Annotated in this window: 15 protein-coding genes; 7 read left to right on the forward strand and 8 right to left on the reverse strand. The window is 59.9% G+C overall.

Translation table 11 applies throughout. From position 1 onward, the window contains the following. Positions 1–2 precede the first annotated feature (2 nt). Genes EXN68_RS08200 through EXN68_RS08215 form a run of 4 tightly spaced genes read right to left on the reverse strand, consistent with a single transcriptional unit; the run spans position 3 to position 3,474 of the window. Positions 3–851, reverse strand: a complete 849-nt coding sequence (locus tag EXN68_RS08200) for a phosphatase PAP2 family protein (protein WP_142840363.1) — start codon at positions 849–851, stop codon at positions 3–5. Next, positions 841–2,352 (reverse strand): ArnT family glycosyltransferase, encoded by a 1,512-nt coding sequence (locus tag EXN68_RS08205; RefSeq protein ID WP_161991243.1) that lies wholly within the window; start codon positions 2,350–2,352, stop codon positions 841–843. The genes EXN68_RS08200 and EXN68_RS08205 overlap by 11 nt, the downstream gene beginning before the upstream one ends. Continuing rightward, positions 2,327–2,614, reverse strand: coding sequence for a lipid-A-disaccharide synthase N-terminal domain-containing protein (locus tag EXN68_RS08210; protein ID WP_142840682.1), 288 nt, complete (start codon positions 2,612–2,614; stop codon positions 2,327–2,329). Before EXN68_RS08210 ends, EXN68_RS08205 begins: the two co-directional genes overlap by 26 nt. A 20-nt stretch (positions 2,615–2,634) precedes the next feature. Beyond that, positions 2,635–3,474 carry a glycosyltransferase family 2 protein gene (locus tag EXN68_RS08215; RefSeq protein WP_142840365.1) on the reverse strand — a complete coding sequence of 280 codons (840 nt, stop codon included), beginning with the start codon at positions 3,472–3,474 and terminating at the stop codon, positions 2,635–2,637. Positions 3,475–3,661: 187 nt separating this feature from the next. Between EXN68_RS08215 and EXN68_RS08220 the strand changes: the two genes are divergently transcribed. Further along, positions 3,662–5,926, forward strand: a complete 2,265-nt coding sequence (locus EXN68_RS08220) for a methyl-accepting chemotaxis protein (protein ID WP_142840366.1) — start codon at positions 3,662–3,664, stop codon at positions 5,924–5,926. A gap of 133 nt (positions 5,927–6,059) precedes the next feature. On the opposite strand, the gene adh is transcribed toward EXN68_RS08220, so the two are convergent. The 3 genes from adh to EXN68_RS08235 form a co-directional block, all read right to left on the reverse strand. Then, positions 6,060–7,577, reverse strand: a complete 1,518-nt coding sequence (gene adh, locus EXN68_RS08225) for an aldehyde dehydrogenase (protein ID WP_142840367.1) — start codon at positions 7,575–7,577, stop codon at positions 6,060–6,062. Positions 7,578–7,730: 153 nt separating this feature from the next. Then, the gene (locus tag EXN68_RS08230; protein ID WP_142840683.1) at positions 7,731–8,690 is read right to left on the reverse strand and encodes a helix-turn-helix domain-containing protein; all 960 of its coding nucleotides are present in this window, start codon (positions 8,688–8,690) and stop codon (positions 7,731–7,733) included. Between the two features lie 106 nt (positions 8,691–8,796). Further along, the gene (locus EXN68_RS08235; RefSeq protein ID WP_142840368.1) at positions 8,797–10,881 is read right to left on the reverse strand and encodes a putative bifunctional diguanylate cyclase/phosphodiesterase; all 2,085 of its coding nucleotides are present in this window, start codon (positions 10,879–10,881) and stop codon (positions 8,797–8,799) included. Positions 10,882–11,186: 305 nt separating this feature from the next. On the opposite strand from EXN68_RS08235, the gene EXN68_RS08240 reads away from it, so the two are divergent. From EXN68_RS08240 to EXN68_RS08260, 5 genes are all read left to right on the forward strand, one after another. Further along, a complete protein-coding gene (locus EXN68_RS08240) occupies positions 11,187–11,795 on the forward strand; it encodes a 50S ribosomal protein L25/general stress protein Ctc (protein WP_142840369.1) in 609 nt (202 codons plus the stop codon). A gap of 237 nt (positions 11,796–12,032) precedes the next feature. Continuing rightward, complete coding sequence (locus EXN68_RS08245; protein ID WP_142840370.1) at positions 12,033–14,420, forward strand: bifunctional diguanylate cyclase/phosphodiesterase; 2,388 nt, start codon at positions 12,033–12,035, stop codon at positions 14,418–14,420. Between the two features lie 16 nt (positions 14,421–14,436). Beyond that, positions 14,437–15,165 carry a substrate-binding periplasmic protein gene (locus EXN68_RS08250; protein ID WP_142840371.1) on the forward strand — a complete coding sequence of 243 codons (729 nt, stop codon included), beginning with the start codon at positions 14,437–14,439 and terminating at the stop codon, positions 15,163–15,165. A 92-nt stretch (positions 15,166–15,257) separates the two neighbouring features. Beyond that, positions 15,258–15,974 carry an aminoacyl-tRNA hydrolase gene (gene pth, locus EXN68_RS08255; protein WP_142840372.1) on the forward strand — a complete coding sequence of 239 codons (717 nt, stop codon included), beginning with the start codon at positions 15,258–15,260 and terminating at the stop codon, positions 15,972–15,974. Positions 15,975–15,979: 5 nt separating this feature from the next. After that, positions 15,980–16,441: a GNAT family N-acetyltransferase gene (locus EXN68_RS08260; protein WP_142840373.1), complete on the forward strand. Its 462-nt coding sequence runs from the start codon at positions 15,980–15,982 to the stop codon at positions 16,439–16,441. 48 nt (positions 16,442–16,489) lie between these two features. On the opposite strand, the gene clpS is transcribed toward EXN68_RS08260, so the two are convergent. Then, positions 16,490–16,801 (reverse strand): ATP-dependent Clp protease adapter ClpS, encoded by a 312-nt coding sequence (clpS, locus tag EXN68_RS08265; protein ID WP_046797956.1) that lies wholly within the window; start codon positions 16,799–16,801, stop codon positions 16,490–16,492. A gap of 243 nt (positions 16,802–17,044) precedes the next feature. Between clpS and ychF the strand changes: the two genes are divergently transcribed. Then, positions 17,045–18,148 (forward strand): redox-regulated ATPase YchF, encoded by a 1,104-nt coding sequence (ychF, locus tag EXN68_RS08270; RefSeq protein ID WP_142840374.1) that lies wholly within the window; start codon positions 17,045–17,047, stop codon positions 18,146–18,148. Positions 18,149–18,369 lie beyond the last annotated feature (221 nt).

Here is an 18,369-nt window from a genome sequence, read left to right on the forward strand (position 1 = left end):
CCTCAAGGCGATGCCGCACCCGCATCCGGCGGACGCTGCAGGCGTGTGGCGGCAGCCTTGATTTTCGGCCACAAGCGCCGGGCCCGCACACGCACCGCATGGCTGCCATTGCGCCACAGGCTCACGGTATCGGCCGTGACGGCATCACTCGTAAACAGATGTCGATGGCGACCAATTGCCAGCGCCCGGTAGAGAAACAGCGTCGTCAGGGCTGAAAACAGCACAGACATCACCACATCGCTGAGGAAATGCCCACCGGCCGCGATACGAAGACCGGACATGAGGATAACCGCGCCGGCGGCGAAGCTGCCCATCGCAACACGACCGCGCCATTGCAGGCCGGGCCAGACGAGCGCGCAGAGCGGCAGGAAAAAACTCGCGATCAGCGCCGTTTCCCCCGAGGAAAACGAACAGTTGGAAAAACACTGCGTGCTGAACTGGAAAGGCGGCGTAAATAGCTGCTGCCCGCCGAAATCGCTGACGCTGAATGGCCGGGCGCGACCAATATTGGCCTTAAGCACGCCGTTCACCAGAAGCCCGGCGCACAGAACCACCGGCCCGCAGAGGAAAGCCCAGACCCGCCAGCCGGTGCGCTGCAGGGAGCCAAGCCGGATGTTGCCGATAAGGACGATGAAGGCCAGAATGGTGGCGAGCTCCGTCAGCTCGCGCAATGTGTCGCGAAACCACTCAGGCAGCGGCTCGCGGCCAGACCACAAATTTCCCTCAGGAGAGAAGAACAGCGAAGAGAACCCAAGATCGATAGATGGGAAGGTCGCAAACAGGATGACAAGCGCCAGGGTAACGAACATTACCCAGATGGTGATCCGCATATGCGAAAGGTCATTGTCCATTGGCACCTCCCGGAATGCACTGCGGCAGCAGGCGCCACAGCCCGATTTCCCTGCCTTCAAGGAAGCCCGGCCCGGCAGTCCAGCGCGCAACCGGCGCCTCACTGGCAAGGCAGGCCGGCAGGCCATCCATGCTTGCCAGGAACAGGGGATTTTTGGCCTCACCGGCTTTCAGCGGATAAAGAAGCGCATAATGGCTGGACGGCACGCCGGTTTCCGGCAATGCGCGTGTCAGAACCTGTTTTTCATCCCGCAGCTGATAAAAAAGCTCGGCCAATATGGAGCGATCGGAAGCGACAATGGCATCCGCCCCCGCCTCTTTCGCCCGCGTAAAACCGGTGGACACCAATTCCGACCGACCGAGATAACGCTTCATCGCCAGCTCGCCGCTCGGCAGGCGCAGTTCCGTCCCGGCAATCGTCATGACGGGCAGCGCGACGGCGACGATGCCACCGAGCACGAGTGTGGAGACCGTCAGCCAGCGCCGGGATGCCAGCACCGGCACCGCCAGAAGCACACCCGCGGCATAGGCCCCGACAGCCCAGTTGGCGAGCGCCCGCGACATCAAACCCTGCGCCGTGATCAACAGCACGATCGGCACCGAGAGGGCGACCAGCGCCCGGGTTTCGGCACTCTTTGCCCGGAAGGTCGCGACGATCATGGCGACGAAGACAAACGGCCCGACAACACCCGCCTGCGAGAAGAAAAACTCAAGCGCCGGACCGATTTTCAGCTGAATGCCGTTCCAGTTGGCATTGTCGGCCGTATGGCGCGCAGTCATGAAATCATGTGCCGCATTCCACCACAGATTGGGAGCTATGACCGTGACGCAGACAAGGGCGGCAATGCCTGCGTCCCGCAGCCGGATGCGCCAGCCCATGCAAAGCCAGCCAGCCGCGATGAAGCAGGGCAGAAAATAGATCATCGCATATTTCGACATCAGGCCGAGGCCGAAACAGAGACCGAGCGCAAGGCTCCAGCCCACTGCCGCCCTGCCCTCACTCCGAGCCTGCGCCAGCTTGCGCACGCAGATCATCGACATCACTATGAACAGCATCATCGGCGTATCGGTCGAAATCAGCAGGCTGCCGAGCGTCACGGCGGGCAACGTCAGATAGACGACGGCGGCGAGCGACGCCAGCCTTACATCGTAAATCATGCGCCCGAGAACAAGGATGGCCGCCGCCGCGACGCCATGCACCACGGGTGCGGCCAACCGCACCTGAAAGGTGCCCTCGCCGCCGCCCAGAATGCTGAATGCACGAATGAGCCAGCCGATCAGCGGCGGTTTGGAATAGGCGCCGAGAGCCATCTCCCGGCCCCACAGCCAATATTGCGCCTCATCGACGAACAGATCGGTTCGATTGAAGGCAAGGCCGAGGACGCGCAGCACCGTTACAAACACGATGGCCGCAAGCGCCAGCGTCATCCACTGGCGCTGCTGGCTCGCCTGCGCATAGGGCAAAGCCGCTGCCCCGTCACGCATGCTGGCGGCGTTCTGCATGGATCAACCAGAGATTTCGGGCATAGATGAACAGGCCGGACGCCTGTCCGATGATGAAGACCGGGTCGCGACGCCAAACCGCATAGGACAACAGCACAAGGCCGCCGAGAACGGAAAAATACCAGAAGGCCACCGGGATGACCGAACGGTTGGCCCGTTCCGACGAAATCCACTGAACCAGAAAACGCATGGTGAACAGCATCTGGCCCATGAAGCCGGTCATGACCCACAGAAATTCCTTCCAGCTGTTCACATGCAGCATGGACCATATGGCCGGTGTATTCACGGCGATGTCTCCGTTTTGAAAGTTTCGGCCCAGCTTGCCCGCTTGCGCCGGCGCAACAGCCAGGCGACGCCGATCAGATCGTGAATGCCGACAAGCGCGCGGCCGATATTGGTGTAATGGGAATTGCCATGCTGCCGCGCCCGGTGCGTCACATCGACATGGGCGACCTGCCAGCCGTCGCGGTTAAACAGCGCCGGGAAATAGCGGTGGTGGTGATCGAAGTAGGGCAAGGCGAGATAGGCATCGCGGCGGAAGGCCTTGAGGCCGCAACCGGTATCGCGCGTTCCGTCCTTCAATATCCGCGCCCGAAGCCCATTGGCAAAGCGTGAGGAAAGCCGTTTTCCAAGCGTATCGCGCCGGCCGACGCGCTGGCCGGCCACCAGCCCTAGGCGGCCGGCGGCATTGGCGGCAAGAAGCGGCGCGAGAAGCGCCGGCAGATTATCCGGCGGGTTCTGGCCGTCGCCATCAAGCATGCAGATGACAGGCGCACGCGCCGCCTGCACACCGCTATGGATCGCCGCCGATTGCCCGCCCTGACGGTTGTGCCGCACCAGCCGCAGCATGGGATAACGATCGCCGAGCGCAAGAACGGTATCCGCCGTGCGGTCGGAGGAAGCGTCATCCACCACGACGATCTCGAACTGGCCGACCGGCTGGCAGGCAGCCACGATCTCCGCCACGAGCGTTTCCACGCTCGCTTCTTCATTGTGCATGGGCACGATAACGGCGAAATCCGGCGTCGATCGCAAAGTGGCTCCGTCACATCCGTCTGCGCGGGTGGCGCAAACATCATCGATAGTGGCAGGAGATGGAGCGCGAAAAGCTTGCATGAACATGAACGACCGTTGAACTTCGCACGGTATGCGCCCGTTCTGTTGCAGTTTTATAACGGGTACGACGCCTGAACAGGTCGGCGATTTTTTCGCGGTATGCGGGAAATAATCATACAAATTTCAGCCCTTTAACGTGGCCGTAAACAATTGTTGCGACGCTGCGGCAACGTTTTTTTGGGGGAGGAAACAGATGCCGGGTGCAAATCCGACTGCTGTCAGAGCTAAATCATTGTCAATCAAGGCCAAATTTGCGGCGCTCGTCACCGGTGCGACGCTGGTTTCCTGCCTGTCCGTGGGGCTGCTGTCCTATGAGATGGGTAAGTCGGGCCTGATCGACGCCAGCAAAATAAGGCTGGAGACGGTTGCAGGAAATCAGTCCAAGCAGCTGGACGCCTATACGCTGCGGGTTGAGCAGAGCATTTCCGAACTGTCGCAAAATGCCGCGATCGCCCAGGCGCTGGAAACCATGACCAATGTCGTTCCGACGGAAAAGGATGCGATCATCCAGGCTTTCCGCCGCGAAGGTGTCTCCGAGGAAGAGCGCGCCTCCTTCAACGGCGAAGGATTGCGGTTGCTCTACGCCATTCGCCACGCGACGATCAACGCGACCATCGCCAGCGTCTGGCGCAACACCCGGGTCAGCGATATCTATGTGATCGACAAGACCGGGCTGATTATCTATTCCGTCACCAAGGGCAAAAACTTCCTGACCAGTGTCAAGGACCCGGAGAACAGCGCGATCAAGGAATTGTTCGATCGCGTTGAAGCTGGCAAGGACGGTGTCGTCAGCACGACCGGATTTAGCGGCGGCGCGAATGATTCAGCCATGGTCGGCATGCCGCTCGCGGTCTCCAACTGGGGCCAGCTGCAGCGCAAGGGCGCCGTCATCATGCGCATTTCAGCCGACCGCATCGGCGCGGTGGTCACGCCGGAAGAAACCGGCAAGACCATCGATGACGCCGTTCTTCTGACGGCGGAGGGCAAGCGCCGGGCAGGCGTGCTCTCGGGCGGCGCAGATGCCGCGGTTTCGGAAAGCCTCGCGGCCCTCTCCGGCACCAGCGAAGCCGGAACGGTGATGGCGCAGACATCTGCGGGCAAGATCTTCTATGCCTATCGCCCGGTCTCCGTCTTCGGTCAGAAGCATCTTCTGGCCATCGGCCAGCAGGAAAGCAAGGTTCTCGCCGCCGCCAATGATCTGGCCTTCTGGGCGACGCTGGCGACACTGGCGGTGCTTGCCGTCATGACGCTTGTCGGCATCTTCGTTTCCGCCAGCCTCACCAAGCCGCTGACTGGCCTTGCCAGGCTGATGGAGCGCCTGAACGGTGGTGAAAACAACATCGAGATCAAGGCGGTTTCCCGTGGCGACGAGATCGGCACCATGGCGCGCGCGCTGGAATCCTTCCGTCAGGGCATTCTGGACAAACAGAACATGGAAGCCGAGTCCCATCGCAAGAGCGAAGAACTGGACGAGGAACGCGCCCAGCGCGAGATGGAAAAGGCAAGAAGCGCCAAGGAACTCGAAGAGGCCGTCGATGCGCTTGCCTCCGGCCTTGCCCATCTTGCAGCCGGCAGGCTCGATCTGCGCATTGAAAAATCCTTCGTGCCGTCGCTCGATCATCTGCGCATCGACTTCAACAACTCCATGGCGGGGCTGGAAGCGACAATCTCCAATATCGGCGAAAGCGCCAATGCCATCCGCTCCGGCTCCGGCGAGCTGAAAAGCGCATCGGAAGATCTGTCGCGGCGCACAGAACGGCAGGCGGCCGCCCTTGAAGAAGCGGCAGCCGCACTGGGCGACATGACGCAGGCCGTCAATGTTTCGCTTTCACGCTGCGATGTCGCAGTTGGTACGACAGCGGAAACCATGCAGGACGCCCATAAATCCACGGCTGTCGTGAAAGAAGCCATCGTCGCCATGGAGCGTATCGAAACCTCGTCGTCCAAGATCCGCCAGATCATCGACGTCATCGACCAGATCGCCTTCCAGACCAACCTTCTGGCGCTGAATGCCGGCGTGGAAGCGGCGCGTGCCGGTGAAGCCGGAAAGGGCTTTGCTGTCGTGGCGCAGGAAGTTCGCGAACTCGCGCAGAAATCTGCAGCCGCCGCCCGCGATATCACCACACTGATTGCCACTTCGGCGGGCGATGTGGAAAGCGGCGTGGCGCTGGTGCTGAAGACCGGCGAAAGCCTGGAGCAGATCCAGAAACGCATCCAGTCGGTCAACGACCAGATCGGCGCGATTGCCACGGCCTCGCGCGAACAGTCCGGCCGCCTTGGCGAGATCAATGCCTCGGTCAACGAACTCGATCATGTGACGCAGCAGAATGCGGCGATGGTGGAGGAAACCACGGCAGCGGCTTTCTCGCTGGCCAACGAAGCGGATGGCCTGACCGAACAGGTAGGGCAATTCTCCGTCGGCCATACCCAACAGCGGGATCAGCGTTACGCGGCATAAGCCGCAACGAAAAAAGGCCGGAGGCAAAACCTCCGGCCTTTTTATTTGTGCCGGGCTCCCAGGGGCCAAAGCCCCTGGGAACGCGCCGGCGAAGGGAGATCACGATGACCCTCGCCGGCTTCCGGGGAGGAGCTCAGAAGAAGCCGACCTTGTTCGGGCTGTAGGAAACGAGCAGGTTCTTGGTCTGCTGGTAGTGGTCGAGCATCATCTTGTGGGTCTCGCGACCGATGCCCGACTGTTTGTAGCCACCGAATGCCGCACCCGCCGGATAGACGTGATAGCAATTGGTCCACACACGGCCCGCCTCGATGCCGCGACCGGCGCGATAGGCGATATTGGTATCGCGGCTCCAGACGCCGGCACCCAATCCGTAAACCGTGTCATTGGCGATTTCGAGCGCTTCTTCCACCGTCTTGAAGGTGGTGACGGAAACGACAGGACCGAAGATTTCCTCCTGGAAGACCCGCATCTTGTTGTTGCCCTCAAAGACGGTCGGCTGGATGTAATAACCGTCCTTCAGATCGCCAGTCAGCGTCTTGCGGTCGCCGCCGGTCAGAACCTTGGCGCCTTCCTTCTTGCCGATTTCCAGATAGCTCATGATCTTGTCGAACTGTTCCTGCGAGGCCTGTGCGCCCAGCATGGTCGACGGATTGAGCGGATCGTCCTGGCTGATGGCCTGAACGCGCTTGATGGCCTTTTCCATGAAGCGGCCATAGATCGATTCATGCACCAGCGCACGCGACGGGCAGGTGCAGACCTCACCCTGATTGAGCGCGAAGAAGGCGAAACCTTCGAGCGCCTTATCGAGGAAGGCGTCGTCCTCGTTCATCACATCGGCAAAGAAGATGTTCGGCGATTTGCCGCCCAGTTCCAGCGTGATGTTGGTAACGTTATCGGCCGCATAACGCATGATTTCCTTGCCGACCGAGGTGGAACCGGTAAAGGCGATCTTGGCGATGCGATTGCTTTGCGCCAGCGGCTTGCCGGCTTCGAGGCCCGTGCCGTTGACGATGTTGAGAACGCCGGGCGGCAGCAGATCTTCGATCAGTTCCATCACGACGAGAATGGAGGCAGGTGTCTGTTCCGCCGGTTTCAGCACCACGCAATTGCCGGCAGCAAGCGCCGGTGCAAGCTTCCACGCGGCCATGAGGATCGGGAAGTTCCACGGAATGATCTGGCCGACAACACCGAGCGGTTCATGGAAATGATAGGCGACGGTGTCGTTGTCGATCTGGCCGATCGTGCCTTCCTGCGCGCGGATGCAGCCTGCAAAATAACGGAAATGATCGATGGCCAGCGGAATATCGGCATTGGTGGTCTCGCGCAGCGGCTTGCCGTTATCCCAGGTTTCGGCCCGGGCGATGAGGTCGAGATTTTCCTCGATGCGCTGGGCGATCTTGAGCAGGATATTGGAGCGTTCGGTTATGCTCGTCTTGCCCCATTTGTCGCGGGCCTTGTGGGCGGCATCCAGCGCAAATTCAATATCGGATGCGTCTGAACGCGGAACTTCGCAGATCTTGTGGCCAGTAACGGGGGAAAGATTATCCATGTAGCGGCCGGATTTCGGCTCCACCCATTTGCCGCCGATGTAGTTGCCGTATTTCAGCTTGAAGGGCGCTTCGCCGGCTTTCTGCTGAACCTGAATATTCATGATTTCATCCTCCCTGATGAAAACGATCCGTGACGGATCGCATGGGAGGAAGGTGGGCCTAGATAGTACGGTCGGGTAGAGGGGCGGCGCGGTTCCGCAGCGCACATTGTCTCACATCTGCGACAGACCCGCTGCGGGATGGCTTAAACAGCCTCAATGCACGGCAAGCTTCTTCATCTTGCGATGCAGCGTGGCCCGGCTGATGCCGAGCAGCGATGCGGCCTGCGTGACATTGCCATTGGTGCGCGACAGGACCCGTCGCAGCGCCGAACGCTCCGCTTCGGCGAGGTCGGAGCCGCTGTCATGACGCTCCTCCTGCAGAATATCGGCAGCCGGCAAACCCTGCGCAATGGCATGGTCGTCAAGCTTCAACGCCAGACGGGCGGCACGTGTCGCACCGAGAACGAGATCGTCCTGATCCACCGCCAGTAGCGAAAGCGCCGCACCGAAACCGCTCGGCACCACGACGATGCGTGCGCCCGGAAAGGCCCGGCGGAAGAGATTGCCCTCGATGCGCTGCGCCGCATCCCTCACCGCCTGGGTCACGAACGAGAAGGTCATCTCGTTGATGTCGTCACGGCAGGTGGAAATATCGAGCGCACCCGTCACCCGGCCAGTGTGATCGCGGATCGGCGCGGTGGTGCAGCAGAGTTCGGTGTTCGACGTGAAGAAATGCTGGTCGCGATAGACCACCACCGAGCGCTCGTCGACAAGCGCCGTGCCGATGCCGTTGGTGCCGACGCTCGCTTCACTCCAGACGGCGCCGGACCAGAGGCCGAGCGCGCGGAAATCCCGGTCGTCGCCGGCAGCACCCCGCCGTTCCAGCGCAACGCCCTGCGCATCGGTCAAAAGTAGGCAGCAGCCGGATTTGCCGACACTGTGAAAGATGCGGTCGAGTTCGTCGGTGCTTTCGGCGATCAGGCCGGCAGCACTTTCGCGGGCGCGGCGAAATTCGAATTCGCTGAGAAAGATCGGCTTGCGGTTTTCCTCCGGCGCAAGACGATGCTTGACCATGCAGCGGCGCCATGAAGCGACAATCGGAGAACTTGCGGCTGCGGAACGGTGGCGCGCTGTTTCATACACGCGTTCTGCATGGGCGATGTCGGTCGGCATACGCTCCTCCCAAAGCTTTTCGGCGATGGTGCGCTGGAAGCGTTCATGTTTCAACTAAAAACTTCGCGACCGGCATGGCCGGGCGCAACCGCGGGCTGCGGCCAGCCTATCGAGCCGCCTTGAAGTAACGCCGGCCGTCACCCGCGTCAGTTTCCTCCTCAACCGAAAGAAATGTGTCATCGACGAGATTGGCGATGGAATTCAGCGGACCGGGCTTGCCGAAAAAGAAGCCCTGCACCTGCAGGCAGCCTTCACGGCGCAGGAATTCGATATGGGCCTTGGTCTCCACCCCTTCCGCCAGCACCGGTATATTGAGGCTGTGCGCCAGAATGAGCGTCGAGCGGACGATTGCCTCCGACTGCACGTTGGTCGACAGGCCATCGATGAAAGCGCGGTCGATCTTGATCTTGTCGAAAGGGAAACTCTGCAGGGTCGATAGCGAGGAATAGCCCGTACCGTAATCGTCCATGGCGATCTTTACGCCGAGCGACTTGAGCTTGCGGATCGTGACCAGCGCGTGGCGGTGGTCAGCGATGATGCTGCCTTCGGTGATTTCCAGTTCGAGCCTCTCCGGCGCAAGTCCGGTCTCCAGAATGATCCTCTCGACCTTTTCGGGGAAATCATTGTCAGCGAGCTGCTGCGGCGCGACATTCACGGCGATGGAAAGCGACTTCTTCCAGAGCGCGGCCTGCGCGCAGGCTTCCCGCAGTACCCATTCACCGAGTTCGACGATAAAGCCGGTCTGTTCGGCAATCGGAATGAACTCAGCGGGAGAAACCATGCCCCGTTCAGGGTGCTTCCAGCGCAAAAGCGCCTCGAAACCGACGATGCTGCCGCTTTTGGTATCGTTCTGCTGCTGGTAATAAAGCTCGAATTCCTTGTTGGCGAGACCACTGCGCATGGCGATGGCAAGCGCGTTGCGTTCGCGGGCGGCCTCGTCCATGGATTTGTCATAGAAGCAGATCGTCTCCGAAATGCCGCCCTTTGCCCGATACATGGCGACATCGGCCTGCGCCATCAGCGTGTCGGCATCGATGGCGCCGCTGTTGCGGACCGATATGCCCACACTCGCGCCCACGGAAAATGTCTGCCCGTTCCACTCGACCGGCTTGCTGATCTGCTCGATCAGTCTCTGGGCGAATTCCGCGCCATCGGCACGGGTATAATAGGAATGGGTCATCGCCACGAATTCATCGCCACCCATGCGCGCCAGAAACTCCCCGGCCTTCAGCACGGAACTCGCCCGGTCGGCAATGGCGCGCAGCACCGCGTCCCCCGCCGCGTGACCGTGCACGTCGTTGATTTCCTTGAAGCGGTCGAGATCGATGGACAGAAGTGCGGTATGCGCGCCGAGGGAGATATGGCGCGTGCGGCGGTTGAGATGTTCGATGAAGGCCGCGCGATTGGGAATGCCCGTCAGCGGATCGTGCAGCGAAAGATGACGATAGCGGGCAACCGCCTGCTGGGTGGACTGGGCATCGATGACATAGGTGGAAAGACCGAGCGCCAGCAGCAGAAGCGTGACCGCGATGGCACCTCCGCCCATGATGGCCGGCGGCAGCAGGTTCTCGGGAATGACGACGCGAGGATCAAACGCGAAGGACATCGAGGCCATGCCGGTATAATGCATCGAGGCGATGGCGAGGATCAGAAACGTCACCGCACTATATTGGCAGAACCGGTTAAGCGGCCGCGCCACTCTGTTGACGGCAATCCCGCCCAGCACCGCCCCCAGCACCAGCGAGGCGATGACATAAGCCTGGTTCCAGAAAATCACGCCCTGTACATTATAAGCGGCCATGCCGGTGTAATGCATCGCCGCGATGCCAAGACCCAGGATGACGCCACCGGCTTCCACCAGCGCACTGCGTCCGGCATAGGCGGAAATGCCGAAGCCGGCAGTCGTGGTGGCAATGGCGATAAGGAGCGAAAGTCCCGTCAGATAGGGATCGTAGCCCACCTCGCCTGCCGCGGAATAACCCAGCATCGCCACGAAATGGGTGGTCCATATCGCAGCGCCACCATTCACACCCGCCAGAAACAGCCAATTGACCTTCTGCAGCCCGGTCGCCAGACGCGCTCTCGAGAAAAGACGTATTGTAACGAAGCTTCCCAACATGCACACGAAAACCGCTGCGGCGGTGTATCGGAAGTCATGATTGATGGCGAGGCACTGGAGAACGGTCAGCATTGTTGTCTACACAATTGGAATTCCGTGCAGCTTTATCATTTGCCAGGTTTTCAGCTAGTTTATATGCATGGATAAGCACATATTAAAAGTTGCAACAAAAGAGTGAATTAGTTGCAACTAATGAAATCCTGGCTAGACGATCGTGAAAACCGGCTGCTCTTGTCTTTATGGGTCTTTTGTATTATAGCGCCCGCACCCGTGTAGACACCCTTGGAGGCAACGCGGGCGGGATGGCTCTATGGGCCTCTCCAGTTCAGGCCGCATCGTCGGCGTGAACTCTCCATATAACCTCGAAAGGAATTGCCATGAGCAAAGAATCGTATGAGCTCAAGGCCGAGGCGCGCGAACGAGTTGGTAAGGGGTCCTCTCGTGAACTTCGCCGCAACGGTTTGATTCCCGCTGTCATCTATGGTGACAAGCAGGCCCCCATTTCTATCGCACTCTCGACCAACGAAGTCACCAAGCGTATCCACGCTGGCGGTTTCATGACGACGGTTGCGACCATCGACGTCGACGGCAAGAAGATCAAGGTTCTCCCGAAGGATTACCAGCTTGATCCGGTCCGCGACTTCACCATGCATGTCGACTTCCTGCGCGTTTCGGGCAACACGCTCGTCAACGTTGAAGTTCCGGTTCACTTCGAAAACGAAGAAAAGTCGGACATCAAGATCGGCGGCGTTCTGAACATCGTTCGCCACACGGTGGAATTCCACTGCCCGGCCAACGACATTCCGGAATTCATCACGGTTGATCTGTCCGGCCTGAAGATCGGCGACAGCGTCCACATCTCGAATGTGAAGCTGCCGAAGAACATCTCGCCTGTTATCGCCGACCGTGACTTCACGATCGCAACGATCGTCGCTCCGGCTGCAGGCGTTGCAGACGAAACGACCGAAGAAGCTTCCGAAGAATAATCGGCGGCCGCAAGGCCGGATAGCTTTGCGCATTGAGGCCCGTTCCGTTTTCGGAACGGGCCTTTTAGTTTTTATGAACTTTAAAAACAGAAAGCCTGCCGACCGTGCAGGACGCCCACCCTGTTTTAGCGTCGATTAACACTTCCATGAAACGATACCCTCGCGCTGTCGTGGAAACTCTGGACGGATGAAAACGGCGCGCAAAAATTCAGGGGCAAAGGGTAGCTACAATCAAACATGGCTCATTCCGTCGAAAGCCGCTTTATCGCGATTGTTTCCGGCGCACTTCTTACAGTGGTCGCTCCGCTCTTTACCCTTTTGCTGACGCTCTCCTACAACGAGGCCATCCGTAGCCAGCGCAATCACCTTGAGATTCTGCTGTCGACAAATTCGCAGGCGCTCGCCCGTCCCCTATGGGATATGGATGACGACACCATAAACCAGATTACCGGAACCCTTGTTTCCGACCCGATGATCAAGATGGTCGAGGTCAAGGATACGTCCGGACAGCTCGATATCGTGCAGACGGCCGGTAGCGATTTCATTCAGGATGCTGCCTCAACCACGCGCGAGGTAACCTACAAGACGACGAAGGGCACTGTCACCGTTGGCGAACTGACGGTCTATTACGACAATGTCAGCCTTCTCACCTCTCTCAGCCGCACCGAAATGGCTTTCATCACCATTTTCGTTCTCGCCATCCTCACCATCGTTCTGGCGGCGATTGCCGGCAACCGCTTCATGGTCATCCGCCCGCTGATGCGGCTAGCGGCAGCGATAGAGGCGACACGTCGCCTCGGCTCCCGCCATCATGTCGACTGGCGCTCGAAGGATGAGATCGGCCGGCTGGCGAAAAGCTTCAACGAAATGCAGACCCAGCTTGAAAAGGAAGAGCTGGAAATCAAGAACGCCCATGAGCGCAAGACGGAAATCTACAACCGCACACCCGCCATGCTGTTCTCGCTCGACAGGTACGACCGGATTGCCGCCGTCAGCGATTATTGGGTGCAGGCGACGGGTTATGGCCGCGCCCGGATACTGGGCCTCAACTTCGCCGATCTTATCCACCCGGATGACCGTTCCCTGTTCCGGGAACGCAAGGCGGCGCAACAGTCGCCCGAGGCTTCGCAGGTCGGCATCACCATCCGCTTTCATTGCATGGGTGGCAGCGTCATGGATGCGCTCATCCTTGAAAAAGCCCTTGATTCCGGCGATGCGGCACAGCAGAGCACATGCCTCTGCGTCATGACTGACGTGACGGAATTGCGCCAGTCGGAAAAACGCAACCGCCAGCAGGCCATTTCCGACCATCTGACCGGCCTCTTCAACCGTCAGGGTTTCGAGGCGATCCTAGACCTGCAGATCCGTGAAGCGGACACGAACGACAGCGAACTGGCCTGCCTGTTCATCGATCTGGACCGGTTCAAATCCATTAACGACAATCTCGGCCATGCGGTGGGTGATGCTGTTCTGCGTGAATTCACGCTGAAACTCGAACCGCTGCTGACGCCTCTCGACAGCGCCTCGCGTCTCGGCGGCGATGAATTCGCGATCCTGCTTGCCGGCGACACGGTGGAAGAACGTGCCCTGCAGTTCTGCGAGCGGATTTGCGCCATACTGGATACGCCTTTTGAGATCGGCAGCAACAGCATCCGCCTCAGCGCCAGCATCGGCATGGCAGTCTATCCTCTGCACGCCACCAGCGCCTCCGAACTTCTGCAGAATGCCGACATGGCCATGTATAGCCGCAAAAGAACGGGCAAGAACGGCTCGCAGATCTTCGATCCCTCGATCATGGACCGGGCACGCGAACATGCCGAACTGGAGCGGGATATCGCACAGGCGCTTTCCGAAGGCTGGTTCGAGGCGCATTTCCAGCCGATTCAAGACCTCGCAAAGGGCGGAACAGCGGGCTTCGAGGCCTTGCTGCGTCTCAACCACCCGGAAAAGGGTCTGCTCTCGCCGGCCGCCATCATCAGCCTTGCGGAAGAAAACGGCACCATCAATCGCATCGGCAATGTCATTCTCGATCAGTCGATCGCCAACCTTGCCAGGCTGTCGCGCCTGCCGGGCATGGAACAGACCTATGTGGCCGTGAATTTTTCACCGCTGCAATTCGAACCGGGCTTGCCGACGCGGATCGCCGGCGTTCTGCACCGGCACGGCATTGTTCCGAGCCGACTGGTCATCGAGATAACCGAGGCCGTCATCATGAAGGACGACCCGCAAATCCGGGCGATCCTCAACGCCATTCACCAGCTCGGCTGCCGCATCGCGCTGGATGATTTCGGCACAGGTTACTCCTCGCTCAGCTATCTCAGCCGTTTTCCGGTCGATATCGTCAAGATCGACCAGTCCTTCACCCGCTCCATCTGCGACGACGCAGTGGAAATCAGGCAGCGCAACCGCATGCTGGTCGAAGGCATAGCCGCCATCTCGCACAAGATGAACTGCACCGTCATTGCCGAGGGCGTCGAGACGGAAGAGCAGAAGGAACTTCTGACGGAAATAGGCGCCGATTACGGACAGGGCTATTTCTTCGCAAGGCCACAGCCCGTCGAAAGGCTGATCACCACACTGGACGCAATGTCCGATATTGGCCGCGCTGCGGCACGGCAAGCGTGAGGCGGTGGGCAGAGCCATGGGATTGATCCGCATTTGTCTGATCTTTCTTGCTTTCGCACTCCTGTTTGCCCCATGGCCGGCCAGCGCGGCCAAGCTTTTCCTGACGACCGAAGTCTATCCTCCGTATAATCTGCAGGCTGCCGATGGCAGCGTGCAGGGCGTCTATTTCGACCAGCTGAAAATCATGCTGGAGGAAACCGGCACCAGCTATGAAGTCGCTGTCATGCCCTGGGCGCGGGCAATTGCGCTGGCCGCGACACAGACGATGCATTGCGTCTTCGCCACGGCGCGAACGCCGGAGCGGGAAAAACTCTTCAAATGGGTCTCCCCGATCCACACCGATCGCAACATTCTCGTGGCGCGTCGCAAGGCGGATATCAATGTCTCCAGCCTTCAGGACGCAAAGAAATACCGCATCGGCACTCAGCGCGGCGACTATACCGAAGCGCTTCTGGAAACGCTCGGCTTCCCGCTGGTGGATGTCGGTGCAGATTTCCAGATCACCCTTCACAAGCTGAAAGCAGGGCGCATCGACCTGATGCCCATGTCGGAAAGCACCTTCAAAACTCTGCCGGCCGACACGTTCAGGGAAGTGATTACCCTGACGCGACAACAACTGGGCCTTGCCTGCAACAAGAGCGTTCCCGACGCGCTCATCGCAAAATTGCAGGCTCGGCTGGACGGGCTGATCGCTGACGGAACCCAACAGCGCATATTCGACCGCTACAACCTCGTCAGCCCCTGAGCGGCATCCTGCACATCCATAAAAAGATTGACAGTCGGCGCATTTCGGGGTGGTGACAACAGCATCATCAGGTAAAACGCGGACATGCCCCCATGAAGATCATCGCAGGACTTGGTAATCCCGGCGCACAATATGCGGGAAACCGCCACAATATCGGTTTCATGGCCGTCGACGCGCTGCAGCGCCTGCCCTCATTTTCGCCCTGGGCGCGAAAGTTCAAGGCGGAGATTTCCGAAGGTGAAATCGCCGGCGAGAAAGTTCTGCTGATGAAACCGCTGACCTATATGAACCTTTCGGGCGAATCCGTCGGCGAAGCCATGCGCTTCTTCAAGCTCTCGCCCGGCGACATCATCGCCATCCATGACGAACTCGATCTTCTTGCCGGCCGCACCCGCATCAAGACGGGCGGCGGTCATGGCGGCCATAATGGCCTGAAATCGCTCGATGCCCATTGTGGCAAGGAATACCGTCGCCTGCGCCTCGGCATTGGCCACCCCGGCGACAAGGAGCGGGTGCACGGCCACGTACTCGGCGATTTCGCCAAGGCCGACCGGGTCTGGCTCGATCCGCTGCTGGACGCCATTGCCGACAACGCCGCCATGCTGGTGAAGGGTGAGGATTCGCAGCTGATGAACAAGCTGGCGCTGGCCACAGGCAGCAAGCCGGAGGCCGAAAAACCGGTGAAGGCGGCCAAACCCGCCGGGCAGTCCCACATCCATCAGGCGCGCAACAGCGCCCAGCCGAAAAAACTGCCGGAAACCGGGCCGATGGCAGAAATGCTGAAGCGAATGTTCGGCAAGAAAGACTAACTCGAATGCCTTCAGAGACCCTTGCCCTGCGCAAAGCCGGTCCCGGCGATCTGCCTGGCCTGCTTGAACTTTACCAGGCGCTCAATCCATCCGACCCCGCGTTGACGGTGCAGGAGGCTGGCGCGCCCTTCGCCGCCATGCTTGAGCAACCTGGCCTGACCGTGTTTTTGGCAATGCATGACGGAAAGCCGGTTGCGACCGCCACGCTTCTGGTTGTTCCAAACCTGACGCGCGCCGCCCGCCCCTATGCGCTCATCGAAAATGTCGTGACGCTGGAAGCCCTGCGCGGCCGGGGATATGGCCGCGAGGTCGTGCGCCATACCATCAAGGCCGCTTTTGCCGCAAACTGTTACAAGGTCATGCTGCTGACGGGCCGTGACGACCCCGCGGTTCATGCCTTTTACGAAAGCTGCGGTTTTGTGCAGAACAAGACCGGCTTTCAGATCCGGAGCGAGAATTTCCAGTAAAGGTGCGTAGCGGTTTTACGTCCGGAAAATGCGTAAGACAAAATACGCTCACTCTTCCGGCTCGGTGGTGAACATCAGCGGAAAACCGGCCTCCTTGCCGAGATCGGTCGCCTCCTTGGCCTTGGTCTCGGCGATGTCGCGCTCACAGACAACAACCACCGCACTGCCGAAGCGATGCGCCGTCATCATCACCCGGTGGCCGGTCTCCTCGCTCATGCGAAAGACGGCCTTCAGCACCACGGTGACAAATTCGCGCGGCGTATAGTCATCATTCAGCAGCATGACCTTGTAGAGCTTCGGCCGCTCCAGCTTCGGTTTGACTTTCGGTTTCGGTTTGAGGTCGACAGGACTGTCACTCATGATTGTCGCTCGTCATGGTGGTTCATCATCGTGGTTCAGGGGGAAAATCCCGCTGGATGGCGAAAGATCGCGCTTTGGACCCGCTTATATTGCGCCGCAACCGCGCTATCGGCAAGCCTGCCCGGAAATCGGCACCTTTCGCAGGGCTTTGCCAGCCCAAATCGGCCCGCGGGCTTGACCTTGCCCTGCCCTTTCCGCAAAAGGCTCCTCAACGAATTCTTTCAAACGGACAGGTTTCAAGCCATGGGCTTCAAATGCGGTATCGTCGGGCTGCCGAATGTCGGCAAGTCCACCCTCTTCAACGCGCTGACGAAAACGGCCGCCGCACAGGCCGCCAACTATCCTTTCTGCACCATCGAGCCGAACACCGGCGAGGTTGCGGTGCCCGATCCGCGTATGCAGCAGCTTGCCGCCATCGCCGGTTCGAAGGAAATCATTCCGACCCGCATCTCCTTCGTGGACATTGCCGGTTTGGTGCGTGGCGCATCGAAGGGTGAAGGCCTCGGCAACAAGTTCCTCGCCAATATCCGCGAAGTCGATGCCGTCGTGCACGTGCTGCGTTGCTTTGAAGACGACGATATCACCCATGTGGAAGGCCGCATCAACCCGGTCGGCGATGCCGAAACAATCGAGACCGAGCTGATGCTCGCCGACCTCGAAAGCCTGGAACGCCGCGTCGAGCAGACCCGCAAGCGCGCCAGCAGCAAGGACAAGGAATCCCTCGCCCAACTGCCCGTCATGGAAGCCGTCATCACGCTACTCAACGACGGAAAGCCGGCACGCCTGCTGTTGAAGACGCTGGCAGCCGAGGAGATCGAAATCCTCAAGGGCCTCAACCTTCTGACGTCGCACCCGGTGCTTTATGTCTGCAACGTCTCGGAAGCCGATGCATCCTCCGGCAACGAGCATACCGAGGCCGTCGCAGTGATGGCAAAGCAGCAGGGCGCCGAATGCGTGATCATCTCGGCGGCGATCGAAGCCGAAGTTGCACAGCTTCCGGCTGATGAAGCCGAGGAATTCCTCTCGGCGCTCGGTCTTAACGAGGCCGGCCTCGACCGCCTAATCCGCGCCGGCTATCACCTGCTCGACCTCATCACCTATTTCACCGTTGGCCCGAAGGAAACACGCGCCTGGACGATCGTGCGCGGCACCAAAGCCCCCGCCGCCGCCGGCGTCATCCACACCGATTTCGAACGCGGCTTCATCCGCGCCTTCACCATCGGCTTTGACGACTACATCGCCTATAAGGGCGAAGTGGGCGCCAAGGAAGCCGGCAAGGGACGCGACGAAGGCAAGGAATATGTCGTTCAGGATGGCGACGTCATCCACTTCCGCTTCAACACCTGATCTGGTTTGGACGGGGCTTGCTTCCTCTGAAGCGCTAGGTGGGGCGGACATACCGCTTGTGTCTTCTCCCCGTCCGGGGAGAAGGTGGCCCGAAGGGTCGGATGAGGGATAACCTCTCCGCATATCTCTACCCTCGCCCCCTCATCCCGCTGCCGCGACCTTCTCCCCGGCGGGGAGAAGAAACGGGCCTTACCCGCTCGCCATCCCTCCCTCGCATCACA

Source organism: Martinezella rhizogenes (assembly GCF_007002745.1).
GTDB lineage: Bacteria > Pseudomonadota > Alphaproteobacteria > Rhizobiales > Rhizobiaceae > Agrobacterium > Agrobacterium cucumeris.

Excerpts from the sequence above, each read along its gene's own strand:
- EXN68_RS08200 (WP_142840363.1), bottom strand. The coding sequence starts at position 851 with ATGGACAATGACCTTTCGCATATGCGGATCACCATCTGGGTAATGTTC.
- EXN68_RS08205 (WP_161991243.1), bottom strand. The coding sequence starts at position 2,352 with ATGCAGAACGCCGCCAGCATGCGTGACGGGGCAGCGGCTTTGCCCTAT.
- EXN68_RS08210 (WP_142840682.1), bottom strand. The coding sequence starts at position 2,614 with ATGCTGCATGTGAACAGCTGGAAGGAATTTCTGTGGGTCATGACCGGC.
- EXN68_RS08215 (WP_142840365.1), bottom strand. The coding sequence starts at position 3,474 with ATGTTCATGCAAGCTTTTCGCGCTCCATCTCCTGCCACTATCGATGAT.
- EXN68_RS08220 (WP_142840366.1), top strand. The coding sequence starts at position 3,662 with ATGCCGGGTGCAAATCCGACTGCTGTCAGAGCTAAATCATTGTCAATC.
- adh (WP_142840367.1), bottom strand. The coding sequence starts at position 7,577 with ATGAATATTCAGGTTCAGCAGAAAGCCGGCGAAGCGCCCTTCAAGCTG.
- EXN68_RS08230 (WP_142840683.1), bottom strand. The coding sequence starts at position 8,690 with ATGCCGACCGACATCGCCCATGCAGAACGCGTGTATGAAACAGCGCGC.
- EXN68_RS08235 (WP_142840368.1), bottom strand. The coding sequence starts at position 10,881 with ATGCTGACCGTTCTCCAGTGCCTCGCCATCAATCATGACTTCCGATAC.
- EXN68_RS08240 (WP_142840369.1), top strand. The coding sequence starts at position 11,187 with ATGAGCAAAGAATCGTATGAGCTCAAGGCCGAGGCGCGCGAACGAGTT.
- EXN68_RS08245 (WP_142840370.1), top strand. The coding sequence starts at position 12,033 with ATGGCTCATTCCGTCGAAAGCCGCTTTATCGCGATTGTTTCCGGCGCA.
- EXN68_RS08250 (WP_142840371.1), top strand. The coding sequence starts at position 14,437 with ATGGGATTGATCCGCATTTGTCTGATCTTTCTTGCTTTCGCACTCCTG.
- pth (WP_142840372.1), top strand. The coding sequence starts at position 15,258 with ATGAAGATCATCGCAGGACTTGGTAATCCCGGCGCACAATATGCGGGA.
- EXN68_RS08260 (WP_142840373.1), top strand. The coding sequence starts at position 15,980 with ATGCCTTCAGAGACCCTTGCCCTGCGCAAAGCCGGTCCCGGCGATCTG.
- clpS (WP_046797956.1), bottom strand. The coding sequence starts at position 16,801 with ATGAGTGACAGTCCTGTCGACCTCAAACCGAAACCGAAAGTCAAACCG.
- ychF (WP_142840374.1), top strand. The coding sequence starts at position 17,045 with ATGGGCTTCAAATGCGGTATCGTCGGGCTGCCGAATGTCGGCAAGTCC.